This is a genomic window from Streptomyces sp. CNH189 (assembly GCF_000527195.1).
Genome location: NZ_AZUS01000008.1, coordinates 99990 through 113178 on the forward strand (window position 1 = coordinate 99990; position 13189 = coordinate 113178).

Sequence of the window (13189 nt, forward strand, 5' to 3'; positions counted from 1 at the left end):
ACACTCCACCTTCATGCTGCGCGCCCTCGCCGTCGACGACGAACGCCCCTCGCTGGAGGAGTTGCTGTACCTGCTGAACGCGGACCCTCGCATCGGCAGCGTGGAAGGCGCGGGCGACGCCACCGAGGCCCTGCGCCGCATCAACCGCGCGCTGGAGAGCGGCCCCGACGGGCCCGAGGCCATTGACGTCGTCTTCCTCGACATCCAGATGCCCGGCCTCGACGGACTGGACCTCGCACGGCTCCTCACCGGCTTCGCCCGGCCGCCGCTCGTCGTGTTCGTCACCGCCCACGAGGACTTCGCCGTCCAGGCCTTCGACCTCAAGGCCGTCGACTACGTGCTCAAACCCGTCCGCAAGGAGCGGCTGGCCGAAGCGGTCAGGAGGGCCGCCGCCCAGCGCGGCACCACCCCGCCCGGCCCCGCCCCGCGCATCCCCGTGCACGAGCCCGACCCCGACCACATAGCCGTGGAACTCGGCGGCGTCACCCGCTTCGTCGCCGTCGACGACATCACCCACGTCGAGGCGCAGGGCGACTACGCCCGCCTGCACACCGACCGCGGCAGCCACCTCGTGCGCATCCCGCTGTCCACCCTGGAGGAGCGCTGGCGCTCGCGCGGCTTCGTCCGGATCCACCGCCGCCATCTGGTCGCCCTGCGCCACATCGGCGAACTGCGGCTCGACGCCGGCACGGTGAGCGTCCTGATCGGGTCCGAGGAACTCCAGGTCAGCAGGCGCCACGCCCGCGAGCTGCGGGACCTGCTGATGCGCCGGACCACGGGCTGACGGGGGAGAGGACCACATGCCCCAGGAACCCGCCGAACGCCGGGTGGTCGTCACCGGGCCGCCCCGCCGTGCCCGCCGCACCTCCGGCTACTACCGCCCGCGCACCGAGATCGACGAGCAGACCACCCTCGGCCACACCTACGTCCGCACCCTGATGCGCATCCAGTTGCGCGCCGGACTCACCGTGTTCGCCGTCCTCGCCCTGCTCATCGGCCCGCTGCCGCTGGTCTTCGCCGCCGCCCCGGACGCCCGCCGCCTGGAGTGGGCCGTCCTCGGCTTCGGGCTCTACCCCCCGCTGGTCCTGCTCGCCCGCTGGTACGTGCGCCGCGCCGAACGCAACGAACGCGACTTCGTGCGGCTCGTCGAGGACCGCTGAGACCAGGGGACCGGCACCACCGTGAACACCGCCTACGCCGTCACCGCCGTCGCGCTCGTCGCCGTCGCGACCGTCCTCGTCGGCGCCTTCGGCCTGCGCATATCCCGCACCACCTCCGACTTCTACGTCGCCTCCCGCACCGTCGGCCCCCGGCTCAACGCGGCCGCCATCAGCGGCGAGTACCTCTCCGCAGCCTCCTTCCTGGGCATCGCCGGACTCGTCCTGATACAGGGCCCGGACATGCTCTGGTACCCGGTCGGCTACACCGCCGGCTACCTGGTGCTGCTGCTGTTCGTCGCCGCGCCGCTGCGCCGCTCCGGCGCCTACACGCTGCCCGACTTCGCCGAGGCCCGGCTCTCCTCGCACACGGTGCGACGGCTCGCGGGCACCCTCGTCGTCGGCGTCGGCTGGCTGTACCTGCTGCCCCAGCTCCAGGGCGCGGGACTCACCCTCACCGTGCTCACCGACGCCCCCGACTGGCTCGGCGCGGTGATCGTCGCCGTGGTGGTGACGGTGATAGTGGCCGCAGGCGGCATGCGCAGCATCACCTTCGTCCAGGCCTTCCAGTACTGGCTGAAACTGACCGCCCTGCTGGTGCCCGCGCTCTTCCTGGTGCTCGCCTGGCAGCGCGACGGGGCGCCCAGCCACGCCTTCGACGAGCCCGCCGAGTTCCGCGAGCAGCGCGTGGTGCGCGTCGACGGCACCGTCGACCTGCGCATCACCTCCCCGCTCACGGTGACCGTGGACGGCACCGTCGACGGCCGCGACCACACGGGCACCGAGGTCCACCTCCCCGCCGGCACCCACCGCGTCGACAGCGGCACCCGGCTCACCTTCGCCGCGGGCACGGAGGTCCCCACCACCGGGAACGGAGCCGACGACGCCCTGTCGCCCTCCCGCGCCGAGAGCCGCACCGAACGCCCGCTGTACGCCACGTACGGGCTGATTCTCGCCACCTTCTTCGGCACCATGGGCCTGCCGCACGTGGTGGTCCGCTTCTACACCAGTCCGCACGGGGTCGCCGCCCGCCGCACCACCGTCGCCGTCCTCGGTCTGATCGGCGCCTTCTACCTGCTGCCCCCTGTCTACGGCGCCCTCGGCCGGCTGTACGCCCCCGAGCTGACCCTCACCGGGGACGCGGACGCCGCCGTCCTGCTGCTGCCCGGCCGGATGATCGGCGGGACCGGCGGCGACCTGCTGGGCGCGCTGGTCGCCGGGGGAGCGTTCGCCGCGTTCCTGTCCACGGCCTCCGGGCTCACCATGGCCGTGGCCGGGGTGCTCACCCAGGACGTGCTGCCCTCGCGAGGGGTACGCCACTTCCGTCTCGGCACCGTGCTCGCCATGGCCGTCCCGCTGGCGGCGAGCATCCTGGTCGGCGGGCTTCCGGTGGCCGACGCCGTGGGCCTCGCCTTCGCCGTGTCCGCCTCGTCGTTCTGCCCGCTGCTCGTCCTCGGCATCTGGTGGCGCCGGCTGACCCCGCCGGGCGCGGCGGCCGGGATGCTGGTCGGCGGAGGCTCCGCGTTCCTCGCCGTGGCCGCCACCATGGCCGGCTACCCGGGCGCCGGGCCCTGGCACGCGCTGCTCGCCTGGCCCGCCCTCTGGTCGGTGCCGCTGGGCTTCCTCACCATGGTGCTGGTCTCGCTGGCCACGCCCGGCCGGGTCCCGCCCGGCACGGCCGCGGTCCTGGCCCGCTTCCACCTGCCGGAAGAGCTGCGTACGGAGGTGTCCGCGTGATCGGTTTCCTCGCCGGGCTGCTCGTCGCCGTGCTGCCCCTGCTGGCCGCCGGCTTCTGGCTGGGCCGGCGCACGGCACGGCCCGCCGGCCTCGCGGGACTCGGCACCCCCGTCGAGCACGCCACCTTCGAGACCCTGCACACCGCCTCGCTGGCCACACCCCCGCTGCGCGCGGGCCTCACCGAGGAGACCGCCCGCAAGTCGGCCCGCAAGCTGCGCTCCCTGCTCGGCACCGACGCCCTGTGCCTCACCGACCGCGCGGACGTCCTCGTCTGGGACGGTGTGGGCGCCCACCACCGCGCCGAGATCATGGAGCGCCTCACCGGCCCCCTGGACACCGGCCGCGGCGAGGCCTTCCCGCTCAGCTGCGACACCCCGGACTGCACCGTCCGCTGGGCCGTGGTCGCCCCGCTCACCGTCGACGACCGGGTGCACGGCGCTCTCGTCGCCTGCGCGCCCCGCGAGTCGGCGGTGCTGGTGCGGGCCGCCGGGGAGGTGGCCCGCTGGGTCTCCGTCCAGCTGGAGCTCGCCGACCTGGACCAGTCCCGCACCCGGCTGATCGAGGCCGAGATCCGGGCCCTGCGCGCGCAGATCTCCCCGCACTTCATCTTCAACTCGCTCGCGGTGATCGCGTCCTTCGTGCGCACCGACCCCGAGCGCGCCCGCGAGCTGCTGCTGGAGTTCGCCGACTTCACCCGCTACTCGTTCCGCCGGCACGGCGACTTCACCACCCTCGCCGACGAGCTGCACGCCATCGACCACTACCTGGCGCTGGTGCGGGCACGCTTCGGTGACCGCCTCTCCGTCACCCTGCAGATCGCCCCCGAGGTGCTGCCGGTCGCCCTGCCCTTCCTGTGCCTGCAGCCGCTGGTGGAGAACGCCGTCAAGCACGGCCTGGAGGGCAAGGCCGACAAGTGCCACATCCAGATCACCGCGCAGGACGCGGGCGCCGAGGCACTGGTGGTCATCGAGGACGACGGCGCCGGCATGGACCCCGACCTGCTGCGCCGCATCCTCGCCCGCGAGGTCAGCCCCACCGGTGGCATCGGCCTGTCCAACGTCGACGACCGGCTCCGCCAGGTCTACGGCGACACCCACGGGCTGGTCATCGAGACCGCCGCGGGCGCGGGCATGAAGATCACCGTCCGGCTGCCCAAGTACCAGCCGGGCGTGCACCTGGCGGGGCGGCTCACCCCGCGGTGAGGCGAGCCGCCCCCCGGACGGGGTGCTCAGGTGCTGCGGGTGGCCACCATCCCCAGAGTGATCAGCCCCAGGACGACCCAGCCGAACCACAGCCAGCCGTTGCTGCCGAGCGCCACCGTGTAGGCCGTCACGGCGACCAGGGCGCCGACGGTGATCACTCCCATGGTCTTGATCGAGGTGGAACCGTTCGTGGTACCGGGCATCGCGACACCCTCCTCCTGGTTCGGTCCCTCCATGGTGCCCCGGTTTCCGGAATCGAGGCCGGTGCGGGAGCTAACCGCGCGCGTTGAGCGAGGCCAGGTAGGCGTTGTACGCCTCCAGCTCCTTGTCGCCGTCCCGGTCGGCGGCGCGGTCCGTGCGGCGGGCCTGCCGCTGGTCCGAGGCGTACCACTGGAACAGCAGCGCGATCAGCACCAGGACCGAGGGGACCTCGCTGAACGCCCAGGCGATGCCGCCGGCCGCGTTCTGGTCGGACAGGGCGTCGATGCCCAGCGACGCGGGCGGGTCCTGGAAGGTGGTGACCATCGGGGTGGAGGCCATCATCAGCGCGATGCCGAAGAACGCGTGGAACGGCATGCCCGCGAACAGCTCCAGCATCCGCATCAGGTGCCCCGGCCGGTGCGGACCCGGGTCCACGCCCATGATCGGCCAGAAGAACACCAGGCCGACGGCGAGGAAGTGCACCATCATCGCCGCGTGCCCGACCGCCGACCCCATCAGGAAGTCGAACAGCGGGGTGAAGTACAGGGCGTACAGGCTCGCGATGAACATCGGGATGGTGAACAGCGGGTGCGTGACGACCCGCATGTAGCGGCTGTGCAACAGCATCAGCAGCAGCTCACGCGGTCCCTTGCTGCCCCGCACGGCCGCCGGGGGCAGCGCCCGCAGCGCCAGGGTGATCGGGGCGCCGAGCAGGAGCAGGATCGGCGACACCATGCTGATGACCATGTGCTGCACCATGTGCACGCTGAACATCACCATGCCGTAGTCGTTCAGCGCGGTGCACATCACGAGCCCGATGCTCAGCACACCGGCGACGAACGCGATCGTCCGCCCCACCGGCCACTTGTCACCGCGCCGCACCAGCCGGACCACGCCCCAGCCGTACAGCGCGAGCCCCAGCAGGCAGGCGACGAGGAAGAACGGGTCCGCCGACCAGGCGAGCCCTCGCCCCAGCGTGAACGGCGGCAGATCCATGGTCATGCCGTGCCCGCTGTGATCCATCGGCCGGCTCCCTTTTGATCCAGGTTGTACGCAATCGGTCCGCACCAGACTAGAACCGCCCCCGGCGACGTCCGTCACCGGGGGCGGTCTGTGAAGCCCGTCTCACGCGCAGGGCGGCGGCCGGAGGATCAGAGCACGCACTCCGCCTCGGCGTACCGCGCCTCGGGCACGGTCTTCAGCGTCTCCACGGCCTCCGCGAGCGACACCATGACGATGTCGTTGCCGCGCAGGGCGGTCATCCGCCCGAAGTCGCCGCGGTGCACGGCCTCCACCGCGTGCCAGCCGAACCGGGTCGCCAGCACCCTGTCGTACGCGGTGGGCGTCCCGCCGCGCTGGACGTGCCCGAGGATGACCGGGCGGGCCTCCTTGCCGAGCCGCTCCTCCAGCTCCAGGGAGAGCTGCCGGGCGATGCCGGCGAACCGCTCGTGGCCGTAGACGTCCTTGCCGCCCTCGTCGAAGTCCATGGTTCCGGCCTTCGGCTTGGCGCCCTCCGCCGCGACCACGATCGCGAACCGCTTGCCGGCCGAGAAGCGCTCGCCGACCTTGGCGGTCAGCTCGTCGATGTCGAAGGGCCGCTCGGGCACCACGATGGCGTGGGCGCCGGCGGCCATGCCGGAGTGCAGCGCGATCCAGCCGGTGTGCCGGCCCATGACCTCCACGATCAGCACGCGCTGGTGCGACTCGGCGGTGGTCTTCAGCCGGTCCAGCGCCTCGGTGGCCACGCCGACGGCCGTGTCGAACCCGAAGGTGACGTCGGTGACGGCGATGTCGTTGTCGATGGTCTTCGGCACGCCCACTATCGGCAGGCCGTTGTCGGACAGCAGCCGGGCCGCCTTGAGGGTGCCCTCACCGCCGATGGGGATGATCGCGTCCAGACCGAGTTCCGCGACATGGCCCCGGGCCCGCTCCACACCGTCCCGCAGATGCTCGGGACGCACCCGGGACGAGCCGAGGATGGTGCCGCCGCGGGCGAGGATGCCGCCCACCGCGTCGAGGTCGAGCTTGAGGTAGTCGCACTCCAGGAGGCCCTTCCACCCGTCGCGGAAGCCGATGACCTCGTCGCCGTGGTCGACGACGGCACGGTGCACGACGGACCGGATGACGGCGTTCAGGCCGGGGCAGTCGCCGCCGGACGTGAGGACACCAATGCGCATAGCCCGAAACAACCTTCTCGAAGTGGGCCGGGACCGGACCGCGCTGTCCGGCTCGATCCCCGCCACCCTAGCCGCTCCGGGGGGCGGTGCCGCATCCCGCGTCCGCCTGCTGGACCACCCCGCTCACCTGTGCGGAGGAGGCGTCAGACGGGCCGGTTCCGGCCTGTCCGACGCCTCCTTCACCGTGCTCGGTCAGCGCCTCACGCGGGCTGCTGGGCGGCCGCGATGCGCTCGTTGCGCAGGGCCTCGTACCACCGGTCGTCGGTCGGCGGCAGCGCGTTCACGTCCAGCGCGAGCTTCAGCAGCAGGTCCGCGATCTGCGGGTTGCGGGCCAGCACGGGGCCGTGCATGTACGTGCCGAAGACGGTGTCGTTGAACGCGCCCTCGGTGCCGTCCCCGGTGCCGTTGCCGTTGCCGAAACGGACCTGGGCGAGCGGGCGGGCGGAGGGGCCCAGGTGGGTGATGCCCTGGTGGTTCTCGAACCCGGTCAGCGGGGGCAGCCCCAGCTGCGGGTTGATGTCCGCGAGCACGTCACCCACGCACCGGTCGCCCTCGCCGCGCACCGACACCACGTCGAGCAGGCCGAGGCCGGGCTCGCGCTGGCCGAGGTCGTTGATGAACTCGTGGCCGAGGATCTGGTAGCCGGCGCAGACCGAGAAGACGATCGCGCCGTTCCCCACGGCCCGGTGCAGGCCCCCGTCGCGGCGCAGCCGCTCGGCGGCCAGCCGCTGCGGACGGTCCTCGCCGCCGCCGATCAGGTAGATGTCGCCGGAGGTCGGGATGGGCTGGTCGCTGCGCACGTCGAGCCGCGCCACGTCCAGGCCGCGCTGGCGCGCCCGGCGCTCGACGACCAGGACGTTGCCCTGGTCGCCGTAGGTGCTGAGCAGGTCCGGGTAGATCCAGACGACCCGCAGCTGGTTGTCGCTCACTTCAAGTCCCCTGAGGTGTCGTGGGTCAGTTGCCGACGCGGCGGCGCAGATCCTGGAACGCGGTGTAGTTGGCGATGACCTCGATCCGGCCCGGCGGAGACATCTGGATCGCCTGGTCGAGGTTCTCGCACACCTGGAACTGCTGGTTGGCTACCTCGAGACGCACCGCGAGGTCCAGCTTGCGGTCACCGATGACGCAGATCGGGTGGCCGGTCAGCCGGGTGTAGTCGACGTCCCACAGCCAGGAGGTGTCGGTGCCGTCGGCGGAGCGCGCGTTCACCGAGAGGATCACCGGGGTCGGCGGCGGGTCGATGAGGGAGAACGTCTCCAGCCAGCCGGCGGGGTTCTTCGCGAGCAGCAGGCGCAGGTCACGGCCCTGGAACTGGACGACGTCGTAGCGGCCGGCCACGGCCTGCACCTGGTACATGCGCTCCAGGGCGACCTGCGGCGGCACCCCGAAGACGGCGGCGACGGCGGCGGAGGACGCGGCGTTGGCCTTGTTGGCGCGGCCCGGCAGCTGGAGGTGGATCGGCCAGGCGGAGCCGTGCGGGTCGAGCACGTGGTCGCCGGAGAGCGCCCAGCTCGGCGTGGGGCGGCGGAAGCCGCACTCGCCGCAGAACCAGTCGTCGCCCGGACGCTGCATCACACCGCCGCAGGACGGGCAGGACCAGGCGTCGTCCTTCCACATCTGGCCGGCGGCCACCCAGATCACGTTGGGGGAGGACGACGCGGCCCACACCACCAGCGGGTCGTCGGCGTTGGCCACGACGACGGCCTTGGTGCCGGCCAGGCCCTCGCGCCAGTTCTCCGCGAGCATCCGGGTCTCCGCGGCGCGGTCGAGCTGGTCGCGGGAGAGGTTGAGCAGCGCGATGCACTTCGGCTCGGTGGCCTGGGCGACGCCGACGAGGTACTTCTCGTCGACCTCGATCACGCCGAAGCGGGACTCCGCGCCGGCCGCGAGGGCCGAGGTGATGCCGGCCGGCATGTTGGCGCCGAGGGCGTTGGAGACGACCGGGCCGGCCGCCTTGAGGGCCTCGGCGATGAGCCGGGTGGTGGTGGTCTTGCCGTTGGTCGCCGAGACGAGGGTCACGTCCAGGTGCTGGGCGAGCCGGGCGAGGAGATCGGGGTCGAGCTTGAGTGCCACCCGGCCGCCGATCACCGAACCGCTGCCGCGCCCCGCGGCGCGGGATGCCGCTGCGACCGCCTTCCCGGCGGTCACGGCCAGCTTGGCCCGCGGCGTGAGCGGGTCCGAGTTGCCTGCCATCAGTTCTCGATCCTCCTTGCGTACGCGCCGCGTCTGTGCCTGACGGCCACGTGGTGTGGGCTCAGCCTATCGAGATCCATTCGCCCTCCTGAACCGTGGCCCATCGTGAGACGGGGCGGGGTCGCTAGGACCGTACCCTTGCCGCCATGCGACACGGCTCCATCCCCGGCGTCCACGGACGCGTTCGGCCCCTCACCCTGCTCGGCGACCCGGTGCTGCACGCGCCCTGCGCGGAGGTCACCGACTTCGGCCCGGAACTCGCCCGGCTGGTGGAGGACTTGTTCGCGACGATGTACGCGGCGCAGGGCGTGGGCCTGGCCGCGAACCAGATCGGGGTGCCGCTGCGGGTGTTCGTCTTCGACTGCCCGGACGACGAGGAGGTGCGCCATCTGGGGCACGTGGTGAACCCACGGCCGGTGGTGACGGACGGGGTGGTGGTGCGCGGCCCGGAGGGCTGTCTGTCGCTGCCCGGCCTGGAGGCGGGGACGGAGAGGTACGACCACGCGGTGGTCGAGGGGGTCACCGCCACCGGGGAGCCGGTCACGGTGCACGGCACGGGGTTCTTCGCCCGGTGCCTGCAGCACGAGAGCGATCATCTGGAGGGCACGGTCTATGCCGACCGGCTCGCCGGCCGCCGCCACCGCAGGCTGATGCGCCAGGTCTCCCGGGCCTCCTGGCACCGCCCGGCCTGAGCCTGGCCCCGGCCCGGGGCTCAGAAGCCCGGCCCCCCGACCTTGTCGCCCGCCGCCGCCAGGCGGCCCCACAGCAGGTCGGCCAGGCTGCGGACCAACTCGGCCCGCGAGCACGGGCGTTCGCCCAGCCACCAGTCGCCGGCCGCGTGCATCATGCCGACGATGCCGTGGCCCCAGACCCGGGCCAGCTGGTGGCTGCCCGGTCCGAGGTCAAGGCGCTCCTCGATCACCTGCGCCAGCTCCTCGCCCATCCGGCGCAGCAGCGGCGCCGAGTGCTTGCCGACGTCGAAGGTCTGGTCGCTCGGTGTGCCCTCCGCCGGATGCATCAGGAAGCGGTACACCTGGGGCCGCGCCTCGATCGCCGACAGGTAGGTGTCCAGGGTGGCCTCGACCCGCTCCCGCCGCTCCGCGGGGGCGTCCAGCGCGGCCCGCAGCGAGGACAGCAGGGCGTCGGTGTGCCGTTTGGCCAGGGCGGCGTAGAGTCCCCCCTTGTCGCCGAAGTGCCGGTAGAGGATCGGCTTGGTGATGCCGGCTTCGGCGGCGATGGCGTTCATCGAGGCCCCCGGGCCGTCGCGCAGCACCACTCGGTCGGCGGCCTCCAGCAGCTCGCGCCGGCGTCGGTCGGCGGACCGCTGCTGCTCGGTCCGCTGTGTGGTGTCCATGTGCTCTCCCCACCCGTGCTGAATCGGTGACGCCTGCGCAAACTAACACTGACCGAGGTCCGGACATCGAACGGGATACCGACCCGTCCTGGGGAGTTGACTTTTCCTACTTGCCGGTAACAGACTGGGGTTACCGCAAGTAACACGCACGTGTGCCGCCGCTGGAGGAGTCATGGCCGAGTTCACCATGGAGCTCAACGACGAACAGAAGGAGGTGCGGGACTGGCTGCACGGCTTCGCCGCCGACGTCATCCGCCCCGCCGCCGCCGAATGGGACGAGCGTGAGGAGACTCCCTGGCCGGTCATCCAGGAGGCGGCCAAGGTCGGCATCTACTCCCTGGACTTCTACGCCCAGCAGTACTTCGACGCAACCGGCCTCGGCATCCCCATGGCGATGGAGGAGCTGTTCTGGGGCGACGCGGGCATCGCGCTGTCGATCGTCGGCACCGGCCTCGCGGCCGTCGGCGTCCTCGCCAACGGCACCGAGGAGCAGATCGGCACCTGGATCCCCCAGATGTACGGCGACGCGAACGACGTGAAGGTCGCCGCGTTCTGCTCCTCCGAGCCCGACGCCGGCTCCGACGTGGCGTCGATGCGCACGCGCGCGGTGTACGACGAGGCCAAGGACGAGTGGGTCCTCAACGGCACCAAGACGTGGGCGACCAACGGCGGCATCGCCAACGTCCACGTCGTGGTCGCGGTCGTCGACCCGGACCTCGGCTCCAAGGGCCACGCCTCCTTCATCATCCCGCCGGACACCCCCGGCTGCTCCCAGGGCCAGAAGTTCAAGAAGCACGGCATCCGCGCCTCGCACACCGCCGAGGTCATCCTCGACAACGTCCGCGTCCCCGGCTCCTGCCTGCTCGGCGGCAAGGAGAAGCTGGACGAGCGCCTGGCCCGTGCCCGGGAGCGGGCGAAGAAGGGCGGCGAGCGCGTCAAGAACGCCGCCATGGCCACCTTCGAGGCGTCCCGCCCGGCCGTCGGCGCCATGGCGGTGGGCACCGCCCGCGCCGCCTACGAGGTCGCCCTGGAGTACGCCCAGACGCGTGAACAGTTCGGCCGCCCGATCATCGACAACCAGGGCGTCGCCTTCCAGCTCGCCGACATGCGCACCCAGATCGACGCCGCCCGCCTGCTGGTGTGGCGCGCCTCCTGGATGGCGGTCAACGGCAAGCCGTTCACCGCGGCCGAGGGCTCGATGTCGAAGCTGTTCGCCAGCGAGACCGCCAAGAAGGTCACCGCCCAGGCGATCCAGATCCTCGGCGGCAACGGCTACACCCGCGAGTACCCGGTCGAGCGGATGCACCGGGACGCCGCCATCTACACCATCTTCGAAGGGACGAGCGAGATCCAGCGCCTGGTGATCGCCCGCACCCTCTCGGGCATGCCCATCCGCTAGCGGCTGCCCCCACGGAACGACCCGGCGGTGCGGGCGGCACCGCCGGGTCTCGCGTTTCTCGTGGTGTCCGTTACGGCGTGGTGCCGCTGCTGTGGGCGATGCACGCGACGTCGATCCGGTCGGCGAGCTTCGCGAGTTCGATCGTCAGCGCGGCGACCGTGTCCTCGTCGAGTCCGCCCTCGCCGGCCTCGACCAGCCGGACCCACCGGCCGCCCACCGTGCGCAGCAGCTTGCTGACGTCGGCGGCGGCCACCTGGAGGGTGCCGCGATCGTCGACGATCAGGGGCAGTGTCACTTCGCGGTTCACAGTCGGGATCGTAGCCGTGCGGGCGTCACGCGCCGTGCCAAACCGTGGTGATGTTGCAGAACTCGCGGATTCCGTGCCCGGACAGCTCACGTCCGTAGCCGGAGCGCTTCACGCCGCCGAACGGGAACGCCGGGTGGGACGCCGTCATGCCGTTCACGTACACGCTGCCCGCCTCCAGATCCCGTACGAACCGGTCGATCTCCGCCTCGTCACGGGTCCAGACGTTGGAACTCAGCCCGAAAAGCGTGTCGTTGGCGATCAGTACCGCTTCGTCCAGGTCGTCCACGCGGTAGAGCGTGGCGACCGGCCCGAAGGTCTCCTCCCGGTGGATGCGCATCTCCCGGTCGATCCCGGCCAGCACGGTCGGCGGGTAGAACCAGCCGGGCCCGTCCGGGCGTTCGCCACCGCACAGCACCGTGGCGCCGGCCCGCACGGCGTCGTCGACCAGCTCCTCCAGGTCCTGGCGGCCCCGTTCGCTGGAGAGCGGTCCGACGTCGGTGTCCTCCTCGGTCGGGTCGCCGACCTTCAGCGCCTTCATCCCGGCGACGAACCGCTCGGCGAAGGCGTCGTAGACGTCCGTGTGCACGATGAACCGCTTGGCGGCGATGCAGGACTGCCCGGCGTTCTGCACCCGGGCGGTCACCGCGACCTCGGCGGCCCGGTCCAGGTCGGCGGAGGGCATGACCACGAACGGGTCGCTGCCGCCCAGCTCCAGCACCGTCTTCTTGATCATCTCCCCGGCGGTGGAGGCGACGGCCCGGCCCGCGGGCTCGCTGCCCGTGAGGGTGGCCGCCTTGATCCGCTCGTCCCGCAGCAGGTCGTCGATCGCGGCGGAGCCGATCAGCAGGGTCTGGAAGCAGCCCTCGGTGAAGCCCGCGCGGTGGAAGAGGTCCTCCAGGTACAGGGCGGTCTGCGGCACGTTCGACGCGTGCTTGAGCAGCCCGACGTTGCCCGCCATCAGGGCGGGGGCGGCGAACCGCACCACCTGCCACAGCGGGAAGTTCCACGGCATCACCGCGAGCACCGGCCCCAGCGGCCGGTAGCGCACCAGGACCCGGGAGGCGCCGGAGTCCTTCACGTCGGAGGCGCCGGGCTCCTCGTCGGCGAGCAGCTCGGCCGCGTGGTCGGCGTACCAGTGCATCGCCTTGGCGCACTTCGCGGCCTCCGCGCGCGCCTGCGTGATCGGCTTGCCCATCTCCGTGGTGATCACCCGGCCGATGGCGTCCTGGTCCTCGTCGAGGATCTCGGCGGCCCGGTGCATCAGGCGGGAGCGTTCCTCGAAGGTCGTCGTCCGGTACGTGCGGAACGTGGCCTCCGCGAGCTGGAGCCGGCGTTCCAGCTCGTCCTCGTCCATGGGGTGGTACGTCTTGACGGTCTCGCCGTTCGCCGGATTCACCGTGGCGATGTGCATCACTGGCCTCCATGGGACGGGCTGTGCTCTGACGACCTTCCCGCGCGCCGG

General features: G+C 72.0%; 14 protein-coding genes. 6 read left to right on the forward strand and 8 right to left on the reverse strand.

Annotation, left to right across the window (positions count from 1 at the left end):
* The first annotated feature begins 13 nt into the window (after nt 1-13).
* The 4 genes from B100_RS0113265 to B100_RS0113280 are packed head-to-tail and all read left to right on the forward strand — an operon-like array spanning nt 14 to nt 4096.
* Nucleotides 14-784 carry a LytR/AlgR family response regulator transcription factor gene (locus B100_RS0113265; RefSeq protein ID WP_024884927.1) on the forward strand — a complete coding sequence of 257 codons (771 nt, stop codon included), beginning with the start codon at nt 14-16 and terminating at the stop codon, nt 782-784.
* A gap of 16 nt (nt 785-800) precedes the next feature.
* The gene (locus tag B100_RS0113270) at nt 801-1160 is read left to right on the forward strand and encodes a hypothetical protein (protein WP_024884928.1); all 360 of its coding nucleotides are present in this window, start codon (nt 801-803) and stop codon (nt 1158-1160) included.
* A gap of 21 nt (nt 1161-1181) precedes the next feature.
* A complete protein-coding gene (locus B100_RS0113275) occupies nt 1182-2894 on the forward strand; it encodes a sodium/solute symporter (protein ID WP_024884929.1) in 1713 nt (570 codons plus the stop codon).
* Nucleotides 2891-4096 carry a histidine kinase gene (locus B100_RS0113280; protein ID WP_024884930.1) on the forward strand — a complete coding sequence of 402 codons (1206 nt, stop codon included), beginning with the start codon at nt 2891-2893 and terminating at the stop codon, nt 4094-4096. Before B100_RS0113275 ends, B100_RS0113280 begins: the two co-directional genes overlap by 4 nt.
* Before the next feature lie 26 nt (nt 4097-4122).
* On the opposite strand, the gene B100_RS0113285 is transcribed toward B100_RS0113280, so the two are convergent.
* The 5 genes from B100_RS0113285 to B100_RS0113305 all read right to left on the reverse strand — a co-directional run bounded on the left by B100_RS0113285 (nt 4123) and on the right by B100_RS0113305 (nt 8667).
* On the reverse strand, nt 4123-4299 hold the full coding sequence (locus B100_RS0113285) for a hypothetical protein (protein WP_024884931.1): 177 nt from the start codon (nt 4297-4299) through the stop codon (nt 4123-4125).
* A 70-nt stretch (nt 4300-4369) separates the two neighbouring features.
* Entirely contained in the window at nt 4370-5320 is a 951-nt protein-coding gene (locus tag B100_RS0113290) for a cytochrome c oxidase assembly protein (RefSeq protein ID WP_024884932.1), read from the reverse strand.
* 128 nt (nt 5321-5448) lie between these two features.
* On the reverse strand, nt 5449-6474 hold the full coding sequence (locus B100_RS0113295) for a 6-phosphofructokinase (protein ID WP_024884933.1): 1026 nt from the start codon (nt 6472-6474) through the stop codon (nt 5449-5451).
* Between the two features lie 200 nt (nt 6475-6674).
* Nucleotides 6675-7403 (reverse strand): glutamine amidotransferase, encoded by a 729-nt coding sequence (locus tag B100_RS0113300; protein WP_024884934.1) that lies wholly within the window; start codon nt 7401-7403, stop codon nt 6675-6677.
* Nucleotides 7404-7428: 25 nt separating this feature from the next.
* On the reverse strand, nt 7429-8667 hold the full coding sequence (locus B100_RS0113305; RefSeq protein ID WP_024884935.1) for a Mur ligase family protein: 1239 nt from the start codon (nt 8665-8667) through the stop codon (nt 7429-7431).
* A 146-nt stretch (nt 8668-8813) separates the two neighbouring features.
* Between B100_RS0113305 and def the strand changes: the two genes are divergently transcribed.
* The gene (def, locus tag B100_RS0113310) at nt 8814-9359 is read left to right on the forward strand and encodes a peptide deformylase (RefSeq protein WP_024884936.1); all 546 of its coding nucleotides are present in this window, start codon (nt 8814-8816) and stop codon (nt 9357-9359) included.
* Nucleotides 9360-9379: 20 nt separating this feature from the next.
* Here def and B100_RS0113315 read toward each other — a convergent pair whose 3' ends face one another.
* On the reverse strand, nt 9380-10021 hold the full coding sequence (locus B100_RS0113315; RefSeq protein WP_024884937.1) for a TetR/AcrR family transcriptional regulator: 642 nt from the start codon (nt 10019-10021) through the stop codon (nt 9380-9382).
* A gap of 172 nt (nt 10022-10193) precedes the next feature.
* On the opposite strand from B100_RS0113315, the gene B100_RS0113320 reads away from it, so the two are divergent.
* Nucleotides 10194-11420 (forward strand): acyl-CoA dehydrogenase family protein, encoded by a 1227-nt coding sequence (locus B100_RS0113320; protein ID WP_024884938.1) that lies wholly within the window; start codon nt 10194-10196, stop codon nt 11418-11420.
* 70 nt (nt 11421-11490) lie between these two features.
* Here the strand turns inward: B100_RS0113320 and B100_RS0113325 are convergent, their stop codons facing one another.
* Nucleotides 11491-11727, reverse strand: a complete 237-nt coding sequence (locus B100_RS0113325) for a DUF6213 family protein (RefSeq protein WP_006135192.1) — start codon at nt 11725-11727, stop codon at nt 11491-11493.
* A 25-nt stretch (nt 11728-11752) separates the two neighbouring features.
* Entirely contained in the window at nt 11753-13138 is a 1386-nt protein-coding gene (locus B100_RS0113330) for an NADP-dependent succinic semialdehyde dehydrogenase (protein ID WP_024884939.1), read from the reverse strand.
* Nucleotides 13139-13189 lie beyond the last annotated feature (51 nt).